Origin of the sequence: uncultured Sphingomonas sp., from assembly GCF_913774285.1 — a bacterium.
In the GTDB taxonomy this organism is placed as follows: Bacteria; Pseudomonadota; Alphaproteobacteria; order Sphingomonadales; family Sphingomonadaceae; genus Sphingomonas.
Map to the genome: position 1 here is coordinate 51230 of NZ_CAJYHX010000029.1, position 23290 is coordinate 74519.

The 23290-nt window shown below is 65.6% G+C and carries 30 protein-coding genes; 2 read left to right on the forward strand and 28 right to left on the reverse strand.

Annotated elements, in window-relative coordinates:
* Nucleotides 1-51 precede the first annotated feature (51 nt).
* Both QZ670_RS16300 and QZ670_RS16305 read right to left on the reverse strand, forming a co-directional pair.
* Nucleotides 52-255, reverse strand: coding sequence for a hypothetical protein (locus QZ670_RS16300; protein ID WP_294257172.1), 204 nt, complete (start codon nt 253-255; stop codon nt 52-54).
* On the reverse strand, nt 248-571 hold the full coding sequence (locus tag QZ670_RS16305; protein WP_294257174.1) for a YdaS family helix-turn-helix protein: 324 nt from the start codon (nt 569-571) through the stop codon (nt 248-250). The genes QZ670_RS16300 and QZ670_RS16305 overlap by 8 nt, the downstream gene beginning before the upstream one ends.
* 85 nt (nt 572-656) lie before the next feature.
* Here QZ670_RS16305 and QZ670_RS16310 point away from each other — a divergent pair, with 85 nt between their 5' ends.
* Complete coding sequence (locus tag QZ670_RS16310; protein WP_294257176.1) at nt 657-1313, forward strand: S24 family peptidase; 657 nt, start codon at nt 657-659, stop codon at nt 1311-1313.
* A 210-nt stretch (nt 1314-1523) separates the two neighbouring features.
* Nucleotides 1524-2405: a hypothetical protein gene (locus tag QZ670_RS16315; RefSeq protein ID WP_294257178.1), complete on the forward strand. Its 882-nt coding sequence runs from the start codon at nt 1524-1526 to the stop codon at nt 2403-2405.
* Between the two features lie 16 nt (nt 2406-2421).
* On the opposite strand, the gene QZ670_RS16320 is transcribed toward QZ670_RS16315, so the two are convergent.
* The 26 genes from QZ670_RS16320 to QZ670_RS16445 all read right to left on the reverse strand — a co-directional run bounded on the left by QZ670_RS16320 (nt 2422) and on the right by QZ670_RS16445 (nt 23111).
* Nucleotides 2422-3426, reverse strand: a complete 1005-nt coding sequence (locus QZ670_RS16320; RefSeq protein WP_294257181.1) for a contractile injection system protein, VgrG/Pvc8 family — start codon at nt 3424-3426, stop codon at nt 2422-2424.
* Complete coding sequence (locus QZ670_RS16325) at nt 3423-3812, reverse strand: phage tail protein (protein WP_294257183.1); 390 nt, start codon at nt 3810-3812, stop codon at nt 3423-3425. Before QZ670_RS16325 ends, QZ670_RS16320 begins: the two co-directional genes overlap by 4 nt.
* A complete protein-coding gene (locus tag QZ670_RS16330; RefSeq protein WP_294257185.1) occupies nt 3809-6295 on the reverse strand; it encodes a phage tail tape measure protein in 2487 nt (828 codons plus the stop codon). Before QZ670_RS16330 ends, QZ670_RS16325 begins: the two co-directional genes overlap by 4 nt.
* 4 nt (nt 6296-6299) lie before the next feature.
* The gene (locus QZ670_RS16335; RefSeq protein WP_294257187.1) at nt 6300-6428 is read right to left on the reverse strand and encodes a GpE family phage tail protein; all 129 of its coding nucleotides are present in this window, start codon (nt 6426-6428) and stop codon (nt 6300-6302) included.
* A gap of 8 nt (nt 6429-6436) precedes the next feature.
* Entirely contained in the window at nt 6437-6742 is a 306-nt protein-coding gene (locus QZ670_RS16340) for a phage tail assembly protein (RefSeq protein WP_294257188.1), read from the reverse strand.
* A 38-nt stretch (nt 6743-6780) separates the two neighbouring features.
* Nucleotides 6781-7287 carry a phage major tail tube protein gene (locus QZ670_RS16345; protein ID WP_294257189.1) on the reverse strand — a complete coding sequence of 169 codons (507 nt, stop codon included), beginning with the start codon at nt 7285-7287 and terminating at the stop codon, nt 6781-6783.
* A gap of 35 nt (nt 7288-7322) precedes the next feature.
* Nucleotides 7323-8489, reverse strand: coding sequence for a phage tail sheath subtilisin-like domain-containing protein (locus tag QZ670_RS16350; protein ID WP_294257191.1), 1167 nt, complete (start codon nt 8487-8489; stop codon nt 7323-7325).
* A 10-nt stretch (nt 8490-8499) separates the two neighbouring features.
* Entirely contained in the window at nt 8500-8862 is a 363-nt protein-coding gene (locus QZ670_RS16355; protein WP_365894672.1) for a GPW/gp25 family protein, read from the reverse strand.
* Nucleotides 8863-8867: 5 nt separating this feature from the next.
* On the reverse strand, nt 8868-9419 hold the full coding sequence (locus tag QZ670_RS16360) for a phage baseplate assembly protein V (protein WP_294257196.1): 552 nt from the start codon (nt 9417-9419) through the stop codon (nt 8868-8870).
* Between the two features lie 924 nt (nt 9420-10343).
* Complete coding sequence (locus QZ670_RS16365) at nt 10344-10601, reverse strand: hypothetical protein (RefSeq protein WP_294257198.1); 258 nt, start codon at nt 10599-10601, stop codon at nt 10344-10346.
* On the reverse strand, nt 10594-12330 hold the full coding sequence (locus QZ670_RS16370) for a tail fiber domain-containing protein (protein WP_294257201.1): 1737 nt from the start codon (nt 12328-12330) through the stop codon (nt 10594-10596). The genes QZ670_RS16365 and QZ670_RS16370 overlap by 8 nt, the downstream gene beginning before the upstream one ends.
* A gap of 14 nt (nt 12331-12344) precedes the next feature.
* On the reverse strand, nt 12345-12887 hold the full coding sequence (locus QZ670_RS16375) for a phage tail protein I (protein WP_294257203.1): 543 nt from the start codon (nt 12885-12887) through the stop codon (nt 12345-12347).
* The gene (locus QZ670_RS16380) at nt 12884-13786 is read right to left on the reverse strand and encodes a baseplate J/gp47 family protein (protein ID WP_294257206.1); all 903 of its coding nucleotides are present in this window, start codon (nt 13784-13786) and stop codon (nt 12884-12886) included. Before QZ670_RS16380 ends, QZ670_RS16375 begins: the two co-directional genes overlap by 4 nt.
* A 70-nt stretch (nt 13787-13856) precedes the next feature.
* Complete coding sequence (locus tag QZ670_RS16385) at nt 13857-14519, reverse strand: phage virion morphogenesis protein (protein WP_294257208.1); 663 nt, start codon at nt 14517-14519, stop codon at nt 13857-13859.
* Nucleotides 14516-14917: a phage tail protein gene (locus QZ670_RS16390; RefSeq protein ID WP_294257210.1), complete on the reverse strand. Its 402-nt coding sequence runs from the start codon at nt 14915-14917 to the stop codon at nt 14516-14518. Before QZ670_RS16390 ends, QZ670_RS16385 begins: the two co-directional genes overlap by 4 nt.
* 14 nt (nt 14918-14931) lie before the next feature.
* Nucleotides 14932-17661, reverse strand: a complete 2730-nt coding sequence (locus QZ670_RS16395; protein ID WP_294257213.1) for a hypothetical protein — start codon at nt 17659-17661, stop codon at nt 14932-14934.
* Between the two features lies 1 nt (nt 17662).
* Entirely contained in the window at nt 17663-17956 is a 294-nt protein-coding gene (locus QZ670_RS16400; protein WP_294257216.1) for a hypothetical protein, read from the reverse strand.
* Complete coding sequence (locus QZ670_RS16405) at nt 17901-18419, reverse strand: hypothetical protein (RefSeq protein ID WP_294257218.1); 519 nt, start codon at nt 18417-18419, stop codon at nt 17901-17903. The genes QZ670_RS16400 and QZ670_RS16405 overlap by 56 nt, the downstream gene beginning before the upstream one ends.
* Nucleotides 18416-18934: a lysozyme gene (locus QZ670_RS16410; RefSeq protein WP_294257220.1), complete on the reverse strand. Its 519-nt coding sequence runs from the start codon at nt 18932-18934 to the stop codon at nt 18416-18418. Before QZ670_RS16410 ends, QZ670_RS16405 begins: the two co-directional genes overlap by 4 nt.
* Entirely contained in the window at nt 18931-19275 is a 345-nt protein-coding gene (locus QZ670_RS16415; protein ID WP_294257222.1) for a hypothetical protein, read from the reverse strand. Before QZ670_RS16415 ends, QZ670_RS16410 begins: the two co-directional genes overlap by 4 nt.
* Nucleotides 19276-19277: 2 nt before the next feature.
* Entirely contained in the window at nt 19278-19493 is a 216-nt protein-coding gene (locus tag QZ670_RS16420) for a tail protein X (RefSeq protein ID WP_294257223.1), read from the reverse strand.
* Nucleotides 19493-19966, reverse strand: coding sequence for a head completion/stabilization protein (locus tag QZ670_RS16425; RefSeq protein ID WP_294257225.1), 474 nt, complete (start codon nt 19964-19966; stop codon nt 19493-19495). The genes QZ670_RS16420 and QZ670_RS16425 overlap by 1 nt, the downstream gene beginning before the upstream one ends.
* Nucleotides 19963-20151, reverse strand: a complete 189-nt coding sequence (locus QZ670_RS16430; RefSeq protein WP_294257228.1) for a hypothetical protein — start codon at nt 20149-20151, stop codon at nt 19963-19965. Before QZ670_RS16430 ends, QZ670_RS16425 begins: the two co-directional genes overlap by 4 nt.
* A 121-nt stretch (nt 20152-20272) precedes the next feature.
* Nucleotides 20273-21139, reverse strand: coding sequence for a phage terminase small subunit (gpM, locus tag QZ670_RS16435; protein ID WP_294257229.1), 867 nt, complete (start codon nt 21137-21139; stop codon nt 20273-20275).
* A 52-nt stretch (nt 21140-21191) separates the two neighbouring features.
* A complete protein-coding gene (locus QZ670_RS16440) occupies nt 21192-22250 on the reverse strand; it encodes a phage major capsid protein, P2 family (RefSeq protein WP_294257232.1) in 1059 nt (352 codons plus the stop codon).
* A gap of 57 nt (nt 22251-22307) precedes the next feature.
* Nucleotides 22308-23111, reverse strand: coding sequence for a GPO family capsid scaffolding protein (locus QZ670_RS16445; protein ID WP_294257235.1), 804 nt, complete (start codon nt 23109-23111; stop codon nt 22308-22310).
* Between the last annotated feature and the right edge of the window lie 179 nt (nt 23112-23290).

Consider the following 23290-nt stretch of genomic DNA (forward strand, 5'->3'; position numbering starts at 1 on the left):
ATGGTGGTGGCCAGGCCCACAGTGCGACCCGTGGGGTTATCCGGTGCGCGGTCAGCCACGTTGCGGCCTTGCGAAGCGAATCTGCAGCAAGCCGAGCTGGTTTTTCTCGAGCGCGATTTTCCAGCCTGCGGCGTTGTCGATGTTGGCGACACCGATCGGCTCGTTCTGCAGCTCAGCGCCTCTTGGTTGAAGGTCGGTGAGCGCAGCGAGCATGTGGCCCATCGTGCGGACAGTATGCGTGGCAATTTCAGTCATTCGAATTGCCTTGCGGCAAAATCGCATCGCGATCGCACGCGACTGCGTTAGGGCGTCCCACTAAAGCGTCTACAGCCGTTCCGTTAGCTGATTGGGCATGATCTTGCGGGTAGATATCTGGCCGAAGCTCGTGGCGCGAGATGCCGCTCAAGCGTTCGACTTCGAGCACATGCTCCGCGGGCAGAGGCTTCCCGTCCTTCAGCCACCCAAAAACTGTAGATTGCCGGCGGTCGATCCACCGGCCGAATGCAGATTGTGAGCCGGCGGCCCGAACTGCTTTGGCAAGCGGCGTATCCAGATGCGCTTCTAACGACATACCTACCGACTAACGATATGACGTTAAGCTATCAAGAGGGAAAACGATGTGGGCTTCTAACGTCGTATCGTTAGACATCGAATGCATGACCGTAGGGGAACGCATCGCAGAGCGTCTGCACTCGGCTAAGCTCTCTCAGTCGGAGCTGGCTCGGCGCGTCGGTCTTCGGCAGAGCACAGTCAGCGCGCTGATCCGGGGCGAGTCGCGCAGTTCCGCGCACCTCCACAAAATTGCGTCGGCGCTGGGGACGTCGGTGCAGTATCTGAGTGGCGAGACCGACGATCCCGATACGTTGATGCCTCCGCCGCTCAGCAAGGAAGAAATGGCGGAGCAGCTCGACCTTGTTCCGATCGCTTCGATCGATCTGGAATATGGAATGGGCGGCACGTTCATGGATATCGGCGTCGAGGAGTCGATTAGGCTTTTCCCTCGAGGCTTCATTGAGGCGATTACGCATACTCCGCCCGTTCTCCTCACCTTCGCGCGGGGGCGGGGCGACTCGATGGCTCCCACCATCAACGATAGTGACCTAGTGCTGATCGACCGTTCTCAGCGCGTGGTGCGGGAACAAGACGCCCTCTGGGCATTCACTATCGGCGACGTAGGCATGATCAAACGGCTGCGCGTGCGAGCTGAGAAGGTGACGATCCTGTCGGACAATGATCGCGTGCCGCCTGACGAAGCATCGGCTGAGGAGGTGAATATCGTCGGGCGTATCAGTTTCATCGGAAAAAGAGTGTAAATCGAAAAGTAATGGGTGGGCTGGTTCGTGTCATTCTCAATAATAACAAGTGCGCTTAGTGGAGATAGGAGAAGGCGACTTCGTGTCATCTTCGTAGTCTGTTCTATAACCCTCGGTTTGGTTATGATTTTCCTGGCACGTGACAAGGTATACATACCATTTAGAGGTTCTTACGTCCCCATATCTCAGTTTCTTGATCTGTTAGGTGTTTTGTTCACGATTTTCGGCTTCATTGGACTGGCAATATCTTATCTCGAGACTGGCTTCAAATCTTCGGCCGATGATGGGGCTTTTCGCTCGGCAAGGGGGGAGTTTAAATTTCAGCGGACATCGGAGGATGGGAGGTCAATATCTTTCTATTCGAAACTTTCTCCTGAGATCGCCGAACTGAAATCTGAAATATTCGAGCTGAAAAGCAAACTGGCGCAACGTGATAACAATGAACCAAATGCGCAAATTGCAGGCGTTGCGCAGGTGGCTCAAGAACTAAGCGAAAGGATAATTGACGCAAGCGGCGACGAAATTATCGCGCGCGTTAGTGCGATTATAGATCGCGATTTGCAGCATCTGAAAAGCGCAGCAGCAGTCAATGAGGCTTTTGAAGAGTCTAAAGAAAGGCTTGCGAACGAGATCAAGAGGTTAAACTTAAAAAGTAATTTCAACTTGGCAGTTGGTGGTGGCATTACAGTGGTAGGGCTGGGATTGCTAGGCGCAGCTGCATTTTATTTTGATACGCCGAAGGACAGCACAGAGCACTTCGTTATGGCTTACGCGCCGAGGCTGTCTCTCGTAATTCTGCTCCAGATTTTTGCTTTTTTCTTTTTGAAGCTTTATAAATCAAGCTTGGAGGAAGTAAAATATTACCAGAACGAAATCACGAACGTAGAACATCGACAGGCGGCTCTTAGTGCCGCATTTGCACGAGATGAACTAACTCAGTGGGGCGATATTCTGAATGCCTTGGTAAAGGTCGAGAGGAATAGACTTTTGGAGAAGGGGCAGTCTACCATTGATATTGAGCACGCGAGAATAGAGGCTAATGGTGGAGCGCTAGACGCAATTATGAAAATTATGCCGCTCCTAAAGAAGTAAATTTTGGTGTGTGCGCTCAAAGTTGTTTGAACTCTAACTTCATGGCTGTGGTGAATCCTGCCCGATCATCGAGCTGGTGGCTCACTTCTGAGATTAGCCACCGCTGCGCGTCCACATCGGCCTTAAACCCTTTGACTGCGGCAGGCTGCTCGGGAGCCAAATCGGCGCGGCCAAGCGCAAGGGTGAGATTCAAGCTGCGCGGCGCTCGGCCGGCGCGCTTGGCCTCGGCTCTGGCTGCGCGCTTCGCTTCCGCTTCGCTCGCGTACACGCGGGATAGCTTTCGTTCCGCGCCATCGCCGCTGCCGGCGGTCACCTTCTTCTTACGCGCCCCTTTGCGGTCATGCCATTCGGCCACAACCTTGCCGGCGGCCTCGCGCTTCTCGACGCGGTAGCTATGCCGATCGCCGTCGCGGCGGCGGATGGTCACGCCGGGCAGGGCCTTGCCCGTCGCGGTGATGCCGGCGCCGATGGGCGCGAAGATCAGGCACCCGGCCTTGATGGTGGCGACGGCATCATGCTCGCGCCCCAGGCGGCGCAGCAGCGCGATATCGCTTTCCCGCTCCTGTGAGGCCGCCTTGACCGCGATCGACGCCAGAGCGGGCGCGCAGCGGGCCTGTAGCTTGTGCCTGCCGGCGATCGCCTGCACGATCGCGCCAATGGTGGTGTCGTGCCAGCTCTGCTCGCGCCGCGTGGTGAGGGCGCTGGCGAAATCCGCCGCGCTGGCCCGAATGCTGACGGTGTCCGGTGGCCCGGAGTGCTCCACCTCGTCCACCTTGAACCGGCCCTTGTCGACCAGGCCGATCGGCACACCATCGCCAGCCTTCCAGCCAAGCGCGACGGTGAGCACCGCCCCTTCGGGCGGCAGCGCCAGGCGGCCATCGCTGTCGTCCAGCACTAGGTCGAGTTGGTCGGCATCGCCGCCGCGCTTCTCGGTGATCCGCAGGCTGATCAGGCGCGGGCGGATCTTGGGCGACAGATCCTCGCCGTCGAGGGTGATGCGGAAGTCGGCGGTGGGAGTCATGCGGCGGCATCCGGTGCTTCGAGCAGGTCGATGCCGAAATCGATCTGGCGGGGTTGGCCATCGGGCATGAAATGCCGGTGCCGTTCGTCGATCGCGGTGATGACGAAGTTGCCGAGCACATTGCCGCGACCGTCGACCAGCGGCCAATCCTTGCCTTCGGCCGCCATGTCGATCAGCTGGTCGAGGGACACGCGGCCGTCGGCCAGCTCGATATGAGTGCGGCCCGAAAGCGTCACCGTCTCCAGATCGGCGCCGGTGAACTGGATCGCGTCTTTGGCACCGACGCGGCCGTTCGTCGCGAAGCGCCAGGCGCGTTTGCGCTGCAGCTCGTCATAGGCGAGCGTCTCGATCGCGAAAACGAACATGCCGAGGCTCAAGAGCTTCACAGGTCATCTCCATCGGGGCGGTCGGACATCGACGTGCGGCGGCCCGCGCCCGCGCCCTCGCGGGTGAGCTTCTCCAGCTCGGCGCGCACCGCGCGGGCGAGATCCCGATCCGACTGGCCGGGAAGCTGCTGGATGACGATCGTCACCGGGCCGAGCGCAGCGGGGGCGGCGCTCGGCCGCGCAGCCGCCGGGGCCGCGCTGCTGGCGCCGATCGCCAGCGCCGCGGTGCCGGTGGCGACCGCGTTGGCGAGGCGGCTGGTGAGACCGTCGATCCGGTCGACGGGCCGGTTTTGATCGCGCGCGAGTCCCTGATCGAGCCCTTGCATCATGAAACCACCGAACGACGCGAATACGCGGGAAGGCGAGTGGATGCCGAGCTTGCTCTTGAACCAGTTCGCCGCCGCTGATGCCGCGCCAACGATCGTGTCCTTGAGCCGCCCCAGCATGCCGGTGATGCCGCTGATGATGCCGCGCACGATGTCGCCGCCGGCTGCGAGCATGCGCTGCCCGAGCGGCCCCCGCATCCAGGCGAGCAGCGCCATGAAGCCGCGGAGCAACAGCCCCACGGGCGAAAAGTTGAGCAGGATGCGCCCGACGAACTGGATCGCCGACCAGGTCGCCGACTTGATGCTCTCCCACAGTCCGGCGAACCAGGTGCTGATCGCGCCCCAATTGGCATAGATCGCGTAAGCGGCGGCGCCGAGCGCCACCACGCCGAGCACGACACCGCCGACGATGCCGATCAGCGGCAGCATGCCAATGCCGAGCAGGGCCGCTGTCGCGGATAGCGCCGCGAATGGGGCGACCAAGCCGGCGATCAGGATGGCGCCGCCCCCCAGCACGAGGAACAGCGCGGCGAAGGCGGCCGCGCCCACAGCCAGCGATTTCGCCAGGCCCGGGTTGGCCTCGGTCCATTTGGTCACGCGGTCGGTGAAGGCGTTCGCGCGCTCCAGGACCGCGTTGACGGTGGGCAGCAGCTTGGCGCCGAGCGTGACGGCCAGCGCGGTGCCGCTCACCTGCAGGCGCTTGGTCTGCTCGGCCGAGTCCTTCATGCGCTGCGCGAAATCCTTGTCGGTGGTGCCGCTGGCTCCAAGCGCCTCGGCGCGAATACGGCGATATTCCTCCATGTTGGCGATCAGCGGGCGCAGTCCTTGCTGCACCTGGGCATCCTCAAACAGGTTGCCCAGCTTCGACATCTCGCCTTTGAGCGTCTTGTTGGTCAGCTCGGCAATGGCTTCGAGAGGCGTCTTGCCCTCGGCGTAGAGCTTCTTGAGCGCCTTCGGCAGGTCGACGCCCATCTTGCCGAAGGCGCGCACGGTCGCGGGCGAGCTGATCTTCTGCAGCACGTTCTGGACGTTGGTCGCAGCACTGGCGGCGTCGCCGGCACCTTTGCGCGCGATCTGGAGCGCGGCCGACAGATCCGCGACGGCGCCTACGCCGTGCTGCCCCAGCGCCTGATAGCCGGCGGTGAGCGTCGGGAAATACTGCGCCATGTCCTTCATCTCGAAGGCGCCGGCCTTTCCCGCCTGCGCCATGATGTCGATAGCGCGGCCGGTTTGCTCGATCGGCACCTTGAGATTGTCGAGATTGGCGAAGCTGGACGCGGCCAGATCGGCGATTTCCGCCTTGTACGCGGTGGCGGCGCGGCCGATCGGCGCCATCATCTGCGCCGCCTTGGCCGGGTTCAAGCCGAAGCCGCTCAGCACATCGACGCCCTGCTGCAGGCTCTCGGGCAGCTGGTTGGCGGCGCGCGCGGCGACCAGCAGCCCTTCGCCCATCTTCTCGGCCTGGGCGCGGGTGAGGTCCGCCTTCTGGGCGATGTCCGTCATGCCCGATTCGAGATGTTGTGCTGCGACGATGGCGCCGACCAGCGGCGTGCCGATCGCGCGGCCCGTCTCGATCGCGGAGAAGCCGCTTGCCGCCATGCCGGCGGCCGTGCCCTGCAGCGCACCGAACCGCTCACGCGCGGCGCTCACCCGGCGCGCGCGGTCGCTCGACTGCTGCAGGCGGCGGCTCTGCTCTTCGAGCTGGTCGTTGGTACGGGCGATGGCCTGGCGCAGGTTGCGCTCGTGCTGGACTAGCCCACCCGCACCGAGTCCGGCCTCCCGCATCCGATCGCGGAGACGTTGCAGCTCGGCGCTTTCGCTTTCCTGCTGGGCTTTCAGCGCCGCTGCCGCGCGCTTGGCGGCGTCGAAGTCGCGGGCGAGCTTGCGCGTCGGGTTTTCGGCTGCCTGCATCTGTCGCGCCAGCTCGCCCACGCGGGTGCGGGCAAGGCCAAGCTGCTGCTCGGTGCCGCGCAGGTCGTTCTTGAGCGTGCGGAAAGATGCCAGATCGGCCTGGGCACGGTTGAGCTTGGCGAGCTGGTCGCGGGTTTCCTGCAGCGAGCGCGCGGCACGGCCCGAGCCGCTGGCGATGTCGCGCAGCGGCCGGGATACCTTGTCGCCGGCTTCGAGCAGCATGCGGATGCGCAGATTGCGGTCCATCGTGTCAGTCCTCGACGCCGTTCATGGCTTTCAGCCGTTCGATCGCGCGGGCGTGCCAGTCCATCAGCTCGGCCACGCCCATTTCGTCCATGACGGGCGGCGGCCAGTGAAACACCGCCGCCACATCCGCCATCACATCTTCTATTCGGTTGGGGAGACCGGCTTTGCCGCCTTCGGCAGCAAAAAATCGACCACCTCGGTCCCGAACTGCAGCATGTCGTTGGGCGCCATCGCGGCGGCCAGCGGCTTGAAGATCGTCGGGCTGGTGATCCGCGGCGCCAGCGTCTCCAGCGACGCCACGTCGAGCTGGAGCAGGTTGTTAAGCGCCAGGCCGCGCAGCTCGCCCGAGCCGGGCTTGCGGACGGTGATGACGGTGCCGGCGGGGATCTTCTCCTCGTCGCCGATGATGATCGGATCGTCGAGGGTGAAGGTACGGGTAGCGGTCATGGATCAGACTTTCGATTTGAGGGAACGGCGCGCGGAGATCAGGCGAGCGCGGAGGTGAAGACGGCCAGCCGATCGACGCCGCCAACGCGGTGCACGCCGTTCAGCACGTCGATCTCGATCAGCTCCTCGCCGTTCCAGTCGAGCCGGAAGTAGGCGCACTGGAACTTGCACTTGAACTCGCCGCCTTCGCCGGGCTTCATCTCGCCCAGGTCCATTTCCTCGTAGCGACCACGCACGGTGATCTCGCCCTCGTCGACCTGGCCGGTGCCCTCGTCCTGCCACATGCCGGCGAAGCGCAGATAGGTGCCGGCGACGCCGGGCAGGCCGAACTGGCGCAGGATGGAAAGCTCGGGGCCGCCGAGGGTGAATTCCATCTCCATCGCCTCGGCGCCCTGGTCGAGCTTCACGGTGCCGTCCATGCCGGCGCCGCGATAGTCTTCCAGCTTGCGGGTGAGCTTGGGCAGCGTGACCGAGGTCGCGATGCCGCGAAACGAGTTGCCCTCCGAATAGAGGTTCATGTCCTTGAGCTTGCGGGGCAGGGCCATTGGGGTGCCTTTCGATCAGATGGGGAAGGGGGCGATCAGGCGCCGACGCCGGCCGCGAAGTCGGCGAAGTAGGAATCGGTGATGCGCTGCTCGAGCCCGAGGCTCTCCAGCGGCGGAATCGGCGTGTAGTCGTAGGGGATGGTGAGCTTGCCGCCCGAGAGCGTGTCGGGCGTGTTCTGCTGGGCATCGTACCAGGCGCGGCCGCCGAGGATCTGGCCCGCCAGCTTCATCTGGCGCAGCGTGCCGTTGATCGTCTCGACGATGTCCTTGGCGAGGCTCGGGCGCAGCGGCTTGTCGATCGCCCAGATCATGCCGGCGGCGATAGTGTCGCGGATCACCTGGGCGGTGCGCACGCTGCTCTCGAAGGCGAATAGCGGCTCATCCGAGCAGGTGCGCGAACCCCAGACCCGGAAACCGCCGCCTGTGCGCACCAACGCGCAGACCTGGGCGGCATTGAGCAGGTTGGCCTCGCAGCTCGAGTCCTGAATATCGAACTGTACGTCCTTGGTGACGCCCGTCACACCCGCGACCGCGACATTGCTGATCGTCTTGTGCCAGCCCTGCTCCTGGTCGATCTTCGCGCGCAGGCCGAGCACGCGGGCAACGCCGTAGCTGACCGCCGATTCGCCGGTGGTGGGATCGGCCGCGTAGAAGTCGCCGAAGACGAGCATCAGCTCGCGCGCCTTGAAGTTGGCGCGATAGGCGATCGCCGCGCTCATGTCGCCGCCGATCGCCGCGGCGTAGGTCATGGCGCGGAGCTTGCCGGCGACGATCGCCAGCGCCTCGGTGACGGCCTGGGTATCGAGGCCGGGGGCGCCCAGGATGCGCGGGCGGACACCGAGCTGCGCTTCGGCGGCGAGCAGCGCCTGCATGCCGGTCTTCTGGCCCTGCGCGGTGGTGGTGCCGATCGCGTTGGCCGTCTTCTCGGCCGCGTTCGCGCCCTCGGCGATCCGCACCAGCACGATCGGGCAGCGGACATGGTCGGCAATGGCGCGCAGCACCCCCGGCATCGTGCCGGTGGTGCCCGCCTTGCCGATCGCGACTTCGGCGTCGGTGACGAGCACCGCCTTGTTGAGCGGGAAGGCGTCCGCGTTCGCCCCCGGTCCGGTAACGACGACGCCGATCACGGCCGTCGCGACGGTTGTGAGCGTGCGACTGCCGTCGAGCGGTTCGGTGATGGTGATGCCGTGCGAGTAGGCCATGGGGGTGCTCCTAAGCAGTGACGGTGAGGCCGCTGCGGGAGACGAGCGGCACGGTGAGGCGGGTACGGGACGCGGGGCGGCGATGGTCGGTGCGGACGCAGTCGATTATGACGACGGCCTTGCCGGATTCGGGCTGCTCTAGGGCGACGCGGGTCACCCGGAGGCGAGGCTCCCAGCGCTTGAGCGCCAGCGCTGTCGCGGCGAAGACGCGGATGGGCAGCAGCGCGTTGACGGGCTGGTCGATCAGCTCGGGGAGCAGCGAGCCGAAGTCGCGGCGGGCAACGCGCGTGCCGATAGGTGTCGAGAGGATGCGGCCCACCGACTGCGCCAGGTGCGCCTCGTCGTCGAGCGGCTTGCCGGTGGCGGCGTCCATGCCCCTCATTGCGGCGCCCCCGATACGCCGCTGCCGGGCTGTACCTGCAGGTGTTTGTGGCCCTTGAGGCTCTTGCCGCCACCGACGACGTCGTCGGTGCTGGTGATCTTGCCCGTCGCGTCCAGCTTGCCGTTGAGCGTCACGTTGGCGTTGAGGGTGAGGCCACCGGGGGCGGTGATGTCGGCCGAGCCGCCTGCGCCGAGCGCGATAGCGAGCTTGTGGGCCTGCGGATCGTAGGAGATGCGCGTTCCATCGGCGAAGTCGATCAGGAAGCTACCGTCGTTGGCGGGGGCGGGGTGCGCGTCGCTGTAGAGCGCGCCAAGGATGATGCCGGCGGCGATGTCGCCCTCGGGGCAGAACAGCAGCACCTGCTCGCCCCGACTGGGTGGCGACCAGATCCGCACGGCACCGGCGCGGGGCGCGGCGAAGGGAATTTCGCCGGTGAGCAGCTCACCGACGCGCACGCGCACTGTGCCCTCGGCAAGATCGATGCTGTCGATTGTCCCCAGACGCATCAGGTTGCCGATCAGCCGGCGGGGGTCGTTGAGATCGCGCATGGTGCCGGACTGTGCCTCCAGCTTCGCGGACGCGCGAGCGTTCGGACTTGTGAAACCGGCCTTTCACAGTGGAAGTCGGGGGCAATCTACAGGCAGCCGTCCACCACTCATGTTCCGCGGTGGAGGGCTGCTAACAAGTACATTGTAACAGTGAATTCAAAGGGAGCGGAGTGCCGCTTGTTCGGCGGAGGGGTATAATTCACACAAGAGGTGTAGTAATGCTATCTGTCGAACTCACTAAATATTTTAACGAGATGGTCCCAAAAAATCTTCAATTTATACGCTAACAAGATGGTCCATGATGTCATTGCGAACGTTAGGGTATCGAGAACCAAGAAATGGTCCAAGATGCCATCTTTCTGCTTGAGGTCTACATCTAATTTGAATTTCTGCAATGTGAGTTGGCAGAAAAATATAGCGAGAAGAGCAATGAAAATGTAGAATATCATCACCCCTATTGCGAATTTGCTTTTATCCTTAGGGGAAAAGTGAGTGTTAAGAAGCTCCGATAGATGTCCGTTGCGAAAGACGCTTAGAATTATTATCACTATAATGGAGAGTATCGTTATCGCGCTAAACGTTATGTCGGATACATCGTAAGGTTTCTTGGAGTCCGACATTAAGAAGGTAAGCCCGTAAAGAATCGCGGCGAGCCAAAACGGATAAAATATCAATAGCTGAATTGATCGAATTTTCGGTATAGAAAACTTCGTGGGGTTTGAGCTCATGGCTTACTCTCTGCTGCAGTGACTGACAAAATGTGCCCGTCTAACGGACTCATGTTGTTAAAAGCGGTTGCGCGTATTTTCGCCAGTGGTTGTTAATTTATGATGATATTTCTTTTGTTGTGATTAACGTGGGATGGTGAAGTGGTGCACTGCAGAGGAGCAAGCGTACGCTAGGGCCGCAGCGGCTTCGACCACGTTACCGTTTGGGCTGAGGCTTTGATGAGGCACGGACTGCGGGCGATTCGTTGGAAATGGCGCCCACTGCAATCTTCACCTTGATACCCTGGGCTATCTCTGCGACGCGAGCCTTGGTGGCGGCTTTGTCGTAAACGCCCTGCGAATTAACGGCGGCGTTCACGTCTCGCTTATGAACGATATCGCCGCTAGTGAAGATGACGGGCACCGTGCGGCGATCAGTCGCGAGCTTGCCGATCTGATAGCTGATATCACTCATTGTCGTTTGCTCCCTGCATCTGCGCTTTCAGAAGGTCGACCTCGTCGGCGAGGCGCTGCACCGAAGCGGTGAGCAGCGGCACCAGCTTGCTCAGGTCGACCGACTGATAGTCGGGCACCCGCTCCTCGTGCGACACCTCCGGGATCTCTGGCGTGAGCACCTTGCCTGCGGCGTCGTAGGTGGCGGGAACAGCTGGCCTGTCGATAATCGTCTGCAGGCGCATCGCGTCCTTCTCGCCGGTGACGGCGTCGGGCTTCACCTCCGCCAGATCGTGGGCAAGAAAGCCATCGCTGCGGTGTCCCGTCGAGCGCCAGCGATAGTCGTAAGGCTTCAGGCGGCGCAGTTGGCCGATCGGATCGGCGATCGGCCGCCAATCCTCCTTAAGACGGTAGTCGGAGGCGGTGTTGTAGCTGGTGGCGGTCTCGCTGCAGGTGATCGAGCCGACCTGATTGTAACTATTGTTGAACTGCCGAACGAACTGGTGCGCGGTATAATTCTGCACGTCCATCGCGGTGTAGCAGGTACCTCCTGGGGTAGCAGCAATGACGCGCATATTGCCCGAGCCGATCACGTCCGCCACCGTACCCACGTTGCGCTGCCCGCCGACGCTGACATAGCCGGAGGGCGTGATCGTCAGGCGCTCGTTGAGGCTGCTATCGCTGAACAGCGCCAACCGGTTCAGGGTGGGCGAAAAGACGCGGCCGCCACCAGCGGCGCGGAAAAACAGGCTGGAAAGCATCACGACATCGCCGGAGAAGGTCGCACCCGCGACCTTGGCGAAGGCGTCTGCCTGCTCCCCGTCGAGCAGATCGGCGTCGAGGCCCGAGCCAGAACCATCGTTACCCGCATGCCATAGCGGATTGGCGCCCGATCCGGCGCCGCCTACCTTCCAGACATTGTCGACGTCGATGCCCAGCAATGCGGTGAACGCGCCAGGGCGGTGGAATGCCGCGAAGGCGCCGCCGGTGCCGTTGCCGCGGATCTCGATCTCGCCCGAGGTCGAGACCGGCGCGGCGGCGAGGACATTGTTGCCGGTGGCGCCGGCCGCGAACACCTGGCGGCCCGTCGACGTGTCGCCCGCGCGGTTAAGCGGCGTGTAGCCCAGCCGCGCCTTGATGTTGGTGTAGTAGCTGCCCTCCTGACCGTCGAGCAGATCGGAGTCGAGCCCTGAGCCTGCGCCGTCCATCGACGCCAGCCAGCCCATGATCGCGGCCTTGGCGCCCTGCGGGGTGAGCGCGCGCAGCGCGTCGATACCGGCCTGCGCCTCGGCGATCGTCGCCAGCTCGACCACGCCTTCGCGCTCGGTGGTGGCCGGCGGATTGAGGAAGTTGGTGTCGCCGAAGGTGAGGCTGGTCGCCGTGATATCGGCAAAGCGCAGATCGAGGGCGAGCAGCAGCAGGGCCTGCGACGATTTCTCGACCAGTACGTCGGTCTGGCCATAGGCGGCGAACAGCGTGCCGTCCGCCAGGTAGAGCGCGACCGAGCGCACCGCATAGGCGGCGTTGCTTTCGTCACGCACGGTGACGTGAATCGTGTCGGGAGCAACCGCATCGCCAGAGATCGTGGTGATCCGCTTGATCTCGCCGGGGAGCGCAGCGGTGGCAGGGGTCGCCGCAAGCGTCGTCGCGGAGACGCCGACCGAGGCAATACGGACGGCGTTGGTGCCGTCCTTGGCGGCGTTGACGATCGCGGCGCGGCCCGCATTGGTGACGGTGAGCGAGAATGGCATCGGCGGGGCTCCGGTCAGGCGGCGAACGCGAGGCGGGTGAAGATGGCGGGGCGTGCGACGGCAACCAGGCCGGTAGCGCCGGTGAAGCGCAGCCCCTGCGAAAAGGAGAAGTGCGAGCGCACCGGCTTGGTGCGGCGCACCTCGTTGATTACGGCATCAGCAAAGGCGGCAGTGGCGGGCGCGCCGTCGCCGCCGCTCAGCTCGACCGCCAGCGTGAAGGTATGGGGCGGCCCGGGCGGGTCGAGCTGCCACCATTCGCGCAGCGCCACGGCACCGCCGAACGACTCCACGACGGCGCGCACCGACGATGCGGTGCCCTTGTGGCGCTGGATCTCGATGGCGCGGCGGACGCGAGTGCGCTTCACCGCCTCGGGCCAGTCGCTCGACCAGGCGTCGATGGACACCGCCCAGGCAAGAAAGGGGAGGAGCGGCAGCGGGCAGGTGTCGGGATTGATCAGGTCGCGCAGCGGCACGGGAAGGTCGCCCACGCGCGCCGTCGCGGCCTCGATCGCGCGCTCAAGCGCGGTGACGTTCGGGGGAAGGAGGCTGCGGATCATTCGCCGATCCCTCCATAGGTGACCGTGATGGCGGTGCAGAAGGCCGCTTGTGTGCGATCCACCACGATATCGGCCGCTGGCGAAACGAGGGCGACATTCTGGACGCCCTCCGCATGCAGGGCGGCGAAGATGCCGGAGCGCGTCACGTCGAGCCCCAGGCGGTGCTGGCGATCTCGATATTCCTCGACGCGGCGCTGCGCCTCGGCGAGCACGATCGAGCCATCGGGGCCGCTGTACGTCGTGAGGGTCGCGGTGATCTGGTAGGGGATGATCTTCGCGGACTGCACGGTCACGGCGTCGGTGAGGGGGCGCACTGTCTCCGACGAGACGTGCGCGGCGATCTTGGCGAGCAGCTCGGGTGAGGCGGTGCCATCGCCCAGGCGCGACAGGATGGTGACCAGCACTTCCCCCGGCGCCGGGCTGGTGGCGCTGGCATCGAGCACGTCACCGTCCGCCGAGCGCGCGTGGTAGATATAGGCGCCCTCCGGACCGGCGACCGAGAAGCCCTCGGGTGCTAGCACCAGGCGCGCCCGAAGCGAGGTGTCATCCTCGTAGGTGGGCGGCACATTGTTGGCGGGATCGCCGGGGTCGAGCTCGAGCCTGGTAACGTTCATCAGCGCGGCCAGGTGGTCGAGGTCCGAGCCGGTGGCGAATGCCGGCATGACCGCCTTCGCAGCGTCGTTGATCACGCCGCGAAGCAACATCTCGCGATAGGCGCTGATCTGCAAGATCGCGACCGCCGGATCGGACTCGACGGTCGCATCGAAATCCGGCTTCAGTTCCAGCAGCGCGGCAAGGATCTCGCCATAGATTTGCTCGAAACTGAGCTGCTCGATCACCTTCGGCGCCGGCAGGCGCGAGAGATCGACTGCGGTGAAGGTGACGGAGCTATCGGCCATGCCGCCCATGTCGCGGCGGCGTGGCTGTTGAGGCTAGCGAGGCGCCTTGTGAAAGGCGGGTTTCACAAGGTCAGGTTTTGAGATGGCGCAGAAGCACGTCGAGCATAGCCCCAGCTTCTGCATCCGAGACGCCTAGCAGCGCACGGCGCGCGTAGCGCACGGGCTTCGCCTTGGCCGCTGGGCGATCCATCAACCCGTCCTGCGATACGCTGGCGATCTCAGACACGCGCCCCGCGAAGCCGATCCAGGCCTCGCGATCGGTGGCGCCAGCGCGCAGGTTGCGTCCGTTGCGGAGCTTGCGGAACATGGCAGCGCGGCGGATGCTGCCCTTGCGCCGGTATTTGCCCGCGCCCTTGTTCTGTTCCTCGGGCTCCAGCGGCAGCCAGCGGTCGACCTTGTCCCAGAAGAAGCTGCGCACGTCGCCGGCCTCTACGTCGTAGCCGGTGAGCAGATTCCCCTCGTGCGCCCAGCTTTTCATGAGCACCAGGCGCGGCTCGGCCGCCCCCTTGGGGTAGAGGAACTTCACCGCATAATTGCCGGGGCGCGGCGCGGGCTTGGCCTTGCGGGGCGTGTAGGCGCTGCCGTCGGGGTTCTGCTGGCGGCCGATGCGGGCGGATTGCGAGCGCTGCAGATCCGTCGCCATGGCGCGCAGGATGCGGCGGCGCTCCGGCGGCGCGGTGGCGTGCAGCAGTGCGCCCGCGATCCGCTCCAGCTCGGCCAGGTCGCCGCTCATTCGCAGAGCCGCGGTTTGGGCAGGTGCACGGCGTTGAAGCCGCCTTGCGCCAGTGCTTCCACCGACACCGCCTCGGTCAGTTCGATCCATAGCGACACGTCGGCCGCGTCGGCGTCGAGGAGTTCGGACTCGAAGCGGAAGGGCTCTTGCTGGCCCGCTTCGAGCAGCTCGGGCTGCGCTTCCGCGATCCAGGCGAGGATCGGCACCATCAGCCCGTCGATCGAGCCGGCATAGTCCTGCACGACGATGTTGAGCGTGTAGCGATACTCGAAGGACAGCCCGCCGGGCCGCGCGGCGACGCGGCCCTTGTCGACGAACAGGCTGAGCTTCGACGGGTCGGCGCCGAGCTGGGGCACATGGGCCAGCAGTACGCGGCGCAGGGTATCCGGCTTATTCATCCAGCACCTTCTCCCTAGCTCGACACGCGCGCCAATCCGACGCGGCTCACATCGACCACGGCGAGGGCAGGCTGGTCGAACCCGCTTGCGTTCAGGAGATCGACGTTCACCTGGATGATGGCGCCCTTCGTGGTCAGGAAGCCAGGCCCGCCGTTCGCGGTGTCCATGTTCGGGTCGGCCAGGTCGATCATCTGCCCCATGAGCGGGTTGCTCGCACCGCCGGCATCGAAGCCGTAGGCGTTCAGGTGGTAGCCGATCGCGTCACTGCCGCTGCCGCCCTGCGATCTGCTGTTCACGATGGTCGACTGCGACTTGGCGTTGATCGTGCTGCCGTCTCGCGCGAAGCCCTGGATCGACGCGCCGTTGCAGAGCTTGCTTCCCGTGCGGAGCACCACGCGGCCGACCGGCCGCAACTTGTCCGTGAGCGAGAGCTCGGAGCCGCTGCCCGCAATAGCGGTCTGAAACATCTGCACGCCGAACGCGGTGGTGGTCATCATCGGCGTGCCCGAGGGTTTGGCCACGCCCGCGCTGACCTGATAGGTGGCGCCCGCCGTGTTCGCCGTGCCGCTGAGCAGCGCCTGGACGAAGTAGGAGCTGGACCCTGCGTAGAGCGTGGACCCGATCACGATGGTGCCGGGCCCCTTGCTGGTGTCCATCGCCTCGATCGTCAGCGTGGTGCCCGAGATGGATCCGGTGAAGGTGGCAGAGCGCAGGGTGCCCGAGAGCGTGATCGTGGTCATCGGGTAGCCGTCCGGATCGGTACCCGTCTTGTCGAGGGTCGTGATGATATCGGCGCCGAGCGCCGCACTGGTGCCGCCGATCGCCCATCCTTCGGGGACGTTGGCCGCGGACGGGAGATTGGTGAAGCCCGGGGTGATGACCTGACCGTTTGCACCCGGCTTGAGGAGCGGGTTGGTGTGCACGAAGCCCGGGTGAACGCCGATCGTGTCCTGCGCGATCGTCGCACCGTTGCTGACCGGGAGAGAGATCTGCGACGGCAGGCCCGTGTAGGTGGAGCCGAAGGCCGCCGACAGACGCGCATGGACCGCCTTGGCCACCTGCTGCGCGCCCCAGGGCGTGAAGTGCCTGTCGTCTCGGTAGAAGCCCTGTTTGTTCAGGTATGGGGTGGGGCCCGAAGCAGGGTCGGTGATCAAGGCGTTGATATCAACCACGACGACGTTGGGCGTCGCATTGGCGTTGCCGGAGGCATAGTCGAAGGTCTTCTGCCACGCGGCGAAGTCCATCACCGACTGCCCCGAGCCGCCGACCACCGCGCCGGCCTGGTTCACGCCGAAGGGCGGCTCGTTGAGAATGACGATGAGCTTGTTCGGCGCATTGGTCCGCCAATAGTCGATATAGGCCTTGAATCGCGTGCGCGCGCCGGTGTCGAGGTCGCTATCCGCGCCCCCGTGCATGACCATGATGATGCCCGCCGGGTGCGCGGCGGCATAGTCCAGACCCTTGTTCGTGGAGTCGGTGCCGCGATACCATGTCGGCGGGGTGCTGGCGGTTGCTGCCGGCGTCTGGTTCTGGAGGGTAAACGTCGCGGGGCGGCGGGGGATTTCCTTGCCGCTGACCGTGTTCGACGCCGAGATGCCGAAGTTGGGGTAACGGCCCAGGCGCAGCCGGTGGTTGGTCTCCTGCGGGATCAGCGACGGCCAACCCAGCATCGACTGGGTCGCCGCATACCCGCCGCTCCCGAGCGCGCCGCCGAGGCCGTTCTCGACGCGGCTATCGCCGTAGGCGATGAAATCCCAGTTCGGCGGCGCAGTCAGACCTGCGCCTGCGCCCGCTGTGATCGTGAGCGCGAAGGTCGCGCCGGTTGCCCCGGCGGCAGAAACCGCGATGTCGACCTTGCCCGCGCTGATCGCGGCGTTGCCGAGCACCACAACCCAGCCCGTGCCGGCGCTGCCGGCGATCAGGAAGCGGCCGTCGTTCGGGGTGAGTGTCGGCGTGACGCCGGAAGGCACGTTGCCGATCGCCGCGAGCTGATAGCCTGCTGCGGCGTTGGCGGGGATGGATGCGCTGCTCGGGGTGAGGCTGAGCGTCGGCAGATCGTCATTGCTGATCGTGCCGGTGCTGGTGACGGTATTCAGGCCCGAGGCGGTGACCGCGAGGGTGAAGGCTTCGTCGGGCTCGACGGCCGTGTCGCCGCTCACCTGCACGGTGATCGTCTTGGTGGTTTCGCCGGCCGCGAAGGTGCCGCTGCCGCTGGGCAGGGTGCCGCCAAAGTCCGCGGCGTTCGCCGGGTTGCTCCCGGTGCCCGTCACCACCCAGGTGAACGGATAGGCGGCAGTCGAGCCGTCCCGGTTGAGCGTGAGCGTCCAGGTGAAAGCCGTGGTGCCGGAATTGCCCTCGGCCTTCGTCACAGCGCTCGACAGGCTGAGCGTTGGCTGCGGCGTCGGGGTGGGCGTCGGCGCTGGGGTCGGGGTCGGTTTCGGGGTGCTCGGGACAGCCGGGTTGAGCAGGGCGGTTAGGCCCGTTGCCGACGTGCCGGTGAGGTACACCTTTCGGAAGCGGATCGCGATCGTCTGCCCGCTGGCGATGGCGATCGTGCGATCATTGCCGGCGGCGGTCTTCAGCTTCACCGCGCCGGCATTGCCGCCGCAGGCGAGGCCCACGGCCTCCTGGGCCAGGTCGGAATTGTCGTTCGCGACGATCGGCACGGCGTCGGTCGCGGGGGCGAGAGCCTGCAGTGCGGTGAGCATCTGTGCCTGCAGTTCGGCGGTGGCGGCTTTGGCCATTTCAACGGGTCTCCGGTTCGGGCTTGCAGGTTCCAGGGGCGATCCATTCGATCAGGCGCCGGAAGCGGGCGCGCGCATCGCGATCGTGGAGCACCAGGCCACGCAGGGTTTCGCGCAGCGGGGCGGGGATGGTGGCGACCTGATCGGTCGGGAAGGCGGGCGGCGGCGCGGGGCAGACGAGAAGGTCGGCAGGCGGCTTGTCCTTCACCGGCAGCGCGACGACGTCCGCCGGGCGGTGCTCAATCGTGTGGCTGCAGCCCGCCAAGGCGGTTGAGAGCAGCAAACCAGCTGCCATCGACGCGGTCATCGTCGCGAACCTGGGCATCGGCTTTCTCCATGGAGGTGAGGGCGGCGGCCCGGGTTTCGGACTCGGCCTGGGCGGTGGTGCGATCGCGGTTGGCCTTGGCCTGCTGCTCGGCGGCTGCGGCGGTGAGCACGCGCGCGGTGCTGGCGAGCGTCTTGGCGCGGAAGGCGGCGAGATCCTGCACCGCTTCGCTGCAGGCGCCGCCGCGCGGCAGCTTCACCTTGTGGCGCTTGCCAGCGGCATCCACGCGCTCGACCGTGGTGGCGTCGGGCGTCGCGCCGGCATAGGCGCAGGTGGCCTTTGCCCAGGCCGCCCAGGCGTCGCGATCGGCGTGGGTGCGGCGATCGTCGACATACAGGGCGGCGAGGGCGAGCCCGAGGGCGATCAGGACGAGCCAGCTATTGCCCGCCCAGGCGTGGAGCGCCTTGAAGGCGCCGACGATCAGCTTGATCATGCGGTTCCCTTTTCCATCATGAGGGCGAGGCGCTCGGCGCGGGCGCCGACTTGGCGCGCCCAGAGCGACGCGCGCATGGCGGCGGCGGCGGCGGCGAAGTTGCCGCGCTCCATGTTCGCCAGCGTGTTGACGAACTGCAGAAGGCCCGCGCCCTTGATGTTCTTCACGGGATCGGGGCGACGCCCGATGCCCAGGTTGAAGCACATGTTGAGCAGCACGCGCTGGCGCACGTCGCAGAGCTTGCGCCACCAGGGCAGCTTGGCGTCGAGCTGGCGTTCGCACGCGTCGATGTCGTTTCCGAGCAGCGCGCGGGACTGCGGCCGCGTGACGCCCTCCTTGCAGACGCTGGCAACGGTGATGCCGAGCGCCGCAGTTTCCGCCTTGGAGATGCCGACGTCGTCGAGGTTGCGGCCGACGCCGATCGTCCGCTTGTTCGCGGTGCAGCGGTAGACCTTGAGCTTTTCGCCCTCGTCGTGGATCAGCTCGGCTTCGAGGGCGGCGCGATCGTAGCTCATTGCTCGCCTCCCTTGCCCAGGAAGCGGTCGCGCAGGATCGCCGGGATGGTGCCGGCGACGTCAGCCGCCGCCGAGATGAACCGCGGCGTCGCCTCGAAGGCGATCATGCCGATCGTGAAGGCGATGCCCTGCAGCACGAAAGGATCGAGCGTCCAGATCGCGCCGATCGCGCGGCCGACGAACCACGAGACGACGATGCCCACGGCGAGCTGGGTGAAGCGCTCGCGCCAGGTGAGCCCCTTGCGCCAGGCGAGCGCCACGGTGGCGCCGATCGCGCCGGGGGCAATGCCGGATGCGAATGCGCAAATCGCGTCGAGCAAGGCCATGATCTTCTGTTCCATGGTCAACTCCAGAGCTGGACCGTCTCGCGCACCGGCTGTGCCTGGGCGGCGATCGGGGGGAGGGTGACCGGCGTGCCGATCGGAAGGGTGGGGCCGCGATCGGCGAGGCCGGGGTTGGCGGCGAGCACGGCATCGAGCGCTTCGGGGCCGAGCCCGCGTTCGCGCCACAGCAGCTCGTCCAGCGTGTCGCCCTGGCGCGCGGTGAGCAGGTCGGCCATCAGAGCAGCTCGACGCTGGTGCGGGTGCGGCCGAGGATCCGGCGCACGGCTTGCAGCGCGTCGCGGCGCAGCTCGCCAATCGAATCGTCCAGCTCGTCCACCTTGCGCTGGCCGGCGCCGGTCAGGTCGACGTCGCGCTGCCGCTCGATCAGCAGCGCCTTGGCGCAGGCGCCCACGGCGAGCTGGTACAGCACGACGTTGCGGCTCAAGCCGTCCACGGTGGAGCTGGGCACCTTGGCGAAGCTGGCGGCGGCCTGCTCCGCGCGCCAATCCTCGAGCTGGTCGTTCGTCCAGATGATCGCTTCGCGCACGGCGTCGCGCAGGCGTTCCGCCGGCATCTCGGTAGGAATGCGGCGTGCCTTGCGGAGGTCCGCGACGTCGACGTCGGGAAACCAGCCGTCATTGCCGATCGGCGCGCCATCGGGCGCGGCGGGCGGCGGGGTGAGGATGGGGGTGCAGGGGAAGGTGCTCATACCAGCACCAGCGCGGCCGTTCGCGCCATGAAGGACACCACGCCGGCCAAGGAAACTGCGCCGATCGTGGCGCTGCCGAGGCGGATGCGCCAGCTCTCAGCGAAGGTGGCGTCGACGGCCGCCTGCGCGAACCCGCCCGCGCAGAGCGCAAGAGCGGCGAAGTTCAAGAAAGGGGCGGCGGACATAGGATCGCGGTTCCTTCAGCGTCCCCGGCAAACGGGGGTGGGGACCGGGTCCGCGACGGCCCTCAGCCCGAAGGCCCTCCCGTCGCGCGCGATCCGCCCCCGAGCGCCGGGGGCGAGCTGGTCAGGCGCCCTTGCCGGGCGCCGGTTCGGTGGTGGGCGGAAGGGCGGCGTCGAGCAGCTTCTCCAGCTTCTTGATGTTGCCCTTCACGCCAGCCCGTTCATCGAGCTGGTGGGCGCGGCGTAGGGCTTCGAGCGCCTTGCCGAAGGCCGGGCGCTGATTGTCCGCCGACAGCAGCGCTTCGGCAGCGAGCGCGGTTTCCTGGCCGATCGCCTTGTAGAGTTTGGCGCGGATCTGGTCGTGCATGTCCGCGTCCGCGGTGAGGATCTCGACATCGGTGAGAATGCCCAGATCGAAGCGGGTGCCGGCGCTCTGCGCCTTGATCGCGGCCGTGGCGATCTCCTCGGCCACCAGGGCGGCCGTGGTGCGCTGATAGCGCGCCGGCATCGGCAGATCGTGGCGCAACATGTAGTCGGCCAGTTTGATCGCGCCGCGATATTCGCCAACGTCGATCAGCCAGACCATGATGGTGGGTATCACCTCGTCCGCGACCGCCTTTCCGGCCTCGGCCGCCGCCGCCAGGCGCGCCATCACCCAATCCTTGTAGGCGGGCAGCATGTCGCGCTTGGCCTCGATCTTCTTTTCGATCGACTGGATGGCCTTGAGCCGGCGCATGTCGTGCATCAGGCGCAGCATGATCTGGGCATCGGGGCCTTCGCCGAGCGACGGGTCCAGCGTGGCGGGATCTTCGATCGCTGCCCGCGCCGCGTGCTGCAGGGTATGCAGGCGCGCGGGGCTGGCGGACACGATGGGGGAGGCGAGCAGGGGTTCCTGCCCGCCCTCGCACTCCGGCGCGGCAACGACATTGCTGATGTGATGGGGCTTGGCCGAGGCGGCGAAGCGGTCACGATGCTGGCGAGCTGGGCTCATGGTGCGTTCCGGTGCTGGGATGGGTGAGGGCGGGCAGACTTGACGCAGAGCCTCAGCTCTTCGGGCCAAGCTTGATGTTCTCGACCAGGGCGGCCTTGCCGTATTCTTCGACGACGAAGGCGTCGTTCACGCTCTCGTAGTTGGCGATCTGGTCGTAGGCCGATTCCTCGACGACGTTGCGGCGCGCCGAACCCGTCTGCTGATAGTAGGACAGGTTGCTAAGGCTGGTGACCATCAGCGCGTTGGCCGGGAAGTTCGGCACCTGCATGGTCGGCTTGCCGCCAAGCTGGCGGCTCGACAGGATCACGTCGCGCGCGACGATCTCGGTGGCGGTGTTGCCGGCCTCGCTGACGATCTTGAAATACTTCTCGTGCACGAGGTCGCTGCCGACGATCACCACCAGGTCGGTTGCGCCGCGGAACTGCTCGTGCAGCAGATTGTGGATCACGTCGAAGACCAGCGCATCGAGGTTTTCGTAATCGGCGCTGCCGCTGTCCGACACATAGACCTTCGCCTGATCGAGGCCGCCATGGGACAGCACGCGGTTCGGCGCGTAGGTTCGCATCTTGTAGAGCCAACCATAGTTGACGTCCTGCAGCAGCGGATAGGTGACGCGGTCGGTCTGCGCCTTGGCGTCGACGCCGTTGAAGCCGATGGTGATGATGTCCTGCGACTTCTGCACCAGCACGGCGTCGCGGCAGAGCTGCTGGAATTCCGGGCGGTGCGCCCAAGCATCGAGCAGGGCATAGGGCCACGCATAGTCGTAGTCGGTCTTCTTGCAGACATACTGGTCGATCGCGTCGCTGCCGAAGGGGCTGGTCGGGCGACGTCGGTTGCCGGGCACCGACAGATCGGTACGGCCCGCCAGCGTGCGGGTGACGCCAACGCCAACGCGGTCGCCCATCTGGTTGATTACCGAGATCACATTGATGCGCGACAGGAAATCGCTGGTGGTCTGGAGCTTCGCGAGCAGCTTCTGCTCGATCGCAGGCGCGACCGAGAACCGCTTGATCTCGGTCGAGGCGGGCGAAAAGAAATGGCCGTCGAGGCTGTTCAGCTTGGCGAGCTGGCCAAGGTACGAATTGAACAGCACGCGGGTCTGGTTCTGCATGGAAAGTGCTCCGGGGTGCGGGGGAGGGGCGCGGGCGTGGGGAGGCGGTGGGCGGCGTCAGCAGTCGGTGAGGTGCTGGCCGGTGCCGCCGCTGGCCGGCGGGCGGCTGAACCCGGCGGGCGTGGTTTCGAGCTGGCCCTTCATGGTCGCCACCTCGGTGCGAACTTCGCTGACCGCATCGAGCGCCGGCTTTACCGCTGCGGCGACGGCGTCGCCCATGGCCTTGCTGAAGGCATTCATGTCGAAGTTATTGTCGTTGGCGGGCTTGGGCGCCGGCTCGGACTTCTGTTCCTGCTCGCTCGCTCGGAACATGCCGAAAGCCTTGGCAAAGCCGGCGGCGATGGCATCGGCGATGCCCGTCGTGCCCTGCTCGAATTCGATCGAGACGGCCTGATCCGAGGCGCTGAAGATCGTGCCCGGCGCGGTGCGCGAGAACTGCAGCTTCTGGGTGCCGATCGAGGCGGGCGTGTCGGTGAACGCCAGGCCGACCAGGCCGACCTTGCCGGTGCCGGCATAGTCGGGGGTCAGCTCGACGGACGGATACGGCTTCTGGCCATCGGCCGAAAGCTTCACCAGGTTGTCGTTGGCGTCGACCTGCACATAGAGCGCGCGGCGCTTCGTGGACTTGCCGTCGACGGTGAATTCGTCGTCCTGCGCCTTGACGGCGGCGACGTCGCCATAGCCGTTGAACGGCGGCTCGGGGCTGTAGCCGGCGATATGCTCGATGTTGATGCGCGGCGAATAGGTGTCGCGGTTGAAGGTCGCGACCACGTCATCGATCATCTCGTCGGTGATCGTGCGGCCGTCGCTGATCGTCTGGCCGGCGACGAAGGCGCGGAAGAACTTGGAGAGTTTGGCCATGGCGGTGCTGGTCCCTGAGTGATCGAGCCGAGGCGGCGTTTGACCAGGCGAACAGGGACCGGATTGGCATCTCTTCTCAAGCGAGCCGCCTTGTGAAATGCCCGTTTCACAAGGGGCGGCGCTCAGTGAGGGCGCGTCAGCATGGCTAGGTTCGCGCCACCATGCACCCCGCCGACGAA

Bases quoted from the DNA above. Each gene is read 5' to 3' on its own strand.
- QZ670_RS16300 (WP_294257172.1), bottom strand. From the start codon at position 255: ATGACTGAAATTGCCACGCATACTGTCCGCACGATGGGCCACATGCTC.
- QZ670_RS16440 (WP_294257232.1), bottom strand. From the start codon at position 22,250: ATGCAGAACCAGACCCGCGTGCTGTTCAATTCGTACCTTGGCCAGCTC.
- QZ670_RS16310 (WP_294257176.1), top strand. From the start codon at position 657: ATGACCGTAGGGGAACGCATCGCAGAGCGTCTGCACTCGGCTAAGCTC.
- QZ670_RS16415 (WP_294257222.1), bottom strand. From the start codon at position 19,275: ATGGAACAGAAGATCATGGCCTTGCTCGACGCGATTTGCGCATTCGCA.
- QZ670_RS16340 (WP_294257188.1), bottom strand. From the start codon at position 6,742: ATGACCGCTACCCGTACCTTCACCCTCGACGATCCGATCATCATCGGC.
- QZ670_RS16370 (WP_294257201.1), bottom strand. From the start codon at position 12,330: ATGCCATTCTCGCTCACCGTCACCAATGCGGGCCGCGCCGCGATCGTC.
- QZ670_RS16390 (WP_294257210.1), bottom strand. From the start codon at position 14,917: ATGAATAAGCCGGATACCCTGCGCCGCGTACTGCTGGCCCATGTGCCC.
- QZ670_RS16445 (WP_294257235.1), bottom strand. From the start codon at position 23,111: ATGGCCAAACTCTCCAAGTTCTTCCGCGCCTTCGTCGCCGGCCAGACG.
- QZ670_RS16360 (WP_294257196.1), bottom strand. From the start codon at position 9,419: ATGCGCGATCTCAACGACCCCCGCCGGCTGATCGGCAACCTGATGCGT.
- QZ670_RS16305 (WP_294257174.1), bottom strand. From the start codon at position 571: ATGTCGTTAGAAGCGCATCTGGATACGCCGCTTGCCAAAGCAGTTCGG.
- QZ670_RS16320 (WP_294257181.1), bottom strand. From the start codon at position 3,426: ATGACTCCCACCGCCGACTTCCGCATCACCCTCGACGGCGAGGATCTG.
- QZ670_RS16375 (WP_294257203.1), bottom strand. From the start codon at position 12,887: ATGATCCGCAGCCTCCTTCCCCCGAACGTCACCGCGCTTGAGCGCGCG.
- QZ670_RS16345 (WP_294257189.1), bottom strand. From the start codon at position 7,287: ATGGCCCTGCCCCGCAAGCTCAAGGACATGAACCTCTATTCGGAGGGC.
- QZ670_RS16380 (WP_294257206.1), bottom strand. From the start codon at position 13,786: ATGGCCGATAGCTCCGTCACCTTCACCGCAGTCGATCTCTCGCGCCTG.
- QZ670_RS16410 (WP_294257220.1), bottom strand. From the start codon at position 18,934: ATGAGCTACGATCGCGCCGCCCTCGAAGCCGAGCTGATCCACGACGAG.
- gpM (WP_294257229.1), bottom strand. From the start codon at position 21,139: ATGAGCCCAGCTCGCCAGCATCGTGACCGCTTCGCCGCCTCGGCCAAG.
- QZ670_RS16395 (WP_294257213.1), bottom strand. From the start codon at position 17,661: ATGGCCAAAGCCGCCACCGCCGAACTGCAGGCACAGATGCTCACCGCA.
- QZ670_RS16430 (WP_294257228.1), bottom strand. From the start codon at position 20,151: ATGTCCGCCGCCCCTTTCTTGAACTTCGCCGCTCTTGCGCTCTGCGCG.
- QZ670_RS16400 (WP_294257216.1), bottom strand. From the start codon at position 17,956: ATGGCAGCTGGTTTGCTGCTCTCAACCGCCTTGGCGGGCTGCAGCCAC.
- QZ670_RS16335 (WP_294257187.1), bottom strand. From the start codon at position 6,428: ATGGCGGATGTGGCGGCGGTGTTTCACTGGCCGCCGCCCGTCATGGAC.
- QZ670_RS16420 (WP_294257223.1), bottom strand. From the start codon at position 19,493: ATGGCCGACCTGCTCACCGCGCGCCAGGGCGACACGCTGGACGAGCTG.
- QZ670_RS16330 (WP_294257185.1), bottom strand. From the start codon at position 6,295: ATGGACCGCAATCTGCGCATCCGCATGCTGCTCGAAGCCGGCGACAAG.
- QZ670_RS16405 (WP_294257218.1), bottom strand. From the start codon at position 18,419: ATGATCAAGCTGATCGTCGGCGCCTTCAAGGCGCTCCACGCCTGGGCG.
- QZ670_RS16385 (WP_294257208.1), bottom strand. From the start codon at position 14,519: ATGAGCGGCGACCTGGCCGAGCTGGAGCGGATCGCGGGCGCACTGCTG.
- QZ670_RS16425 (WP_294257225.1), bottom strand. From the start codon at position 19,966: ATGAGCACCTTCCCCTGCACCCCCATCCTCACCCCGCCGCCCGCCGCG.
- QZ670_RS16365 (WP_294257198.1), bottom strand. From the start codon at position 10,601: ATGAGTGATATCAGCTATCAGATCGGCAAGCTCGCGACTGATCGCCGC.
- QZ670_RS16355 (WP_365894672.1), bottom strand. From the start codon at position 8,862: ATGGACGCCGCCACCGGCAAGCCGCTCGACGACGAGGCGCACCTGGCG.
- QZ670_RS16350 (WP_294257191.1), bottom strand. From the start codon at position 8,489: ATGGCCTACTCGCACGGCATCACCATCACCGAACCGCTCGACGGCAGT.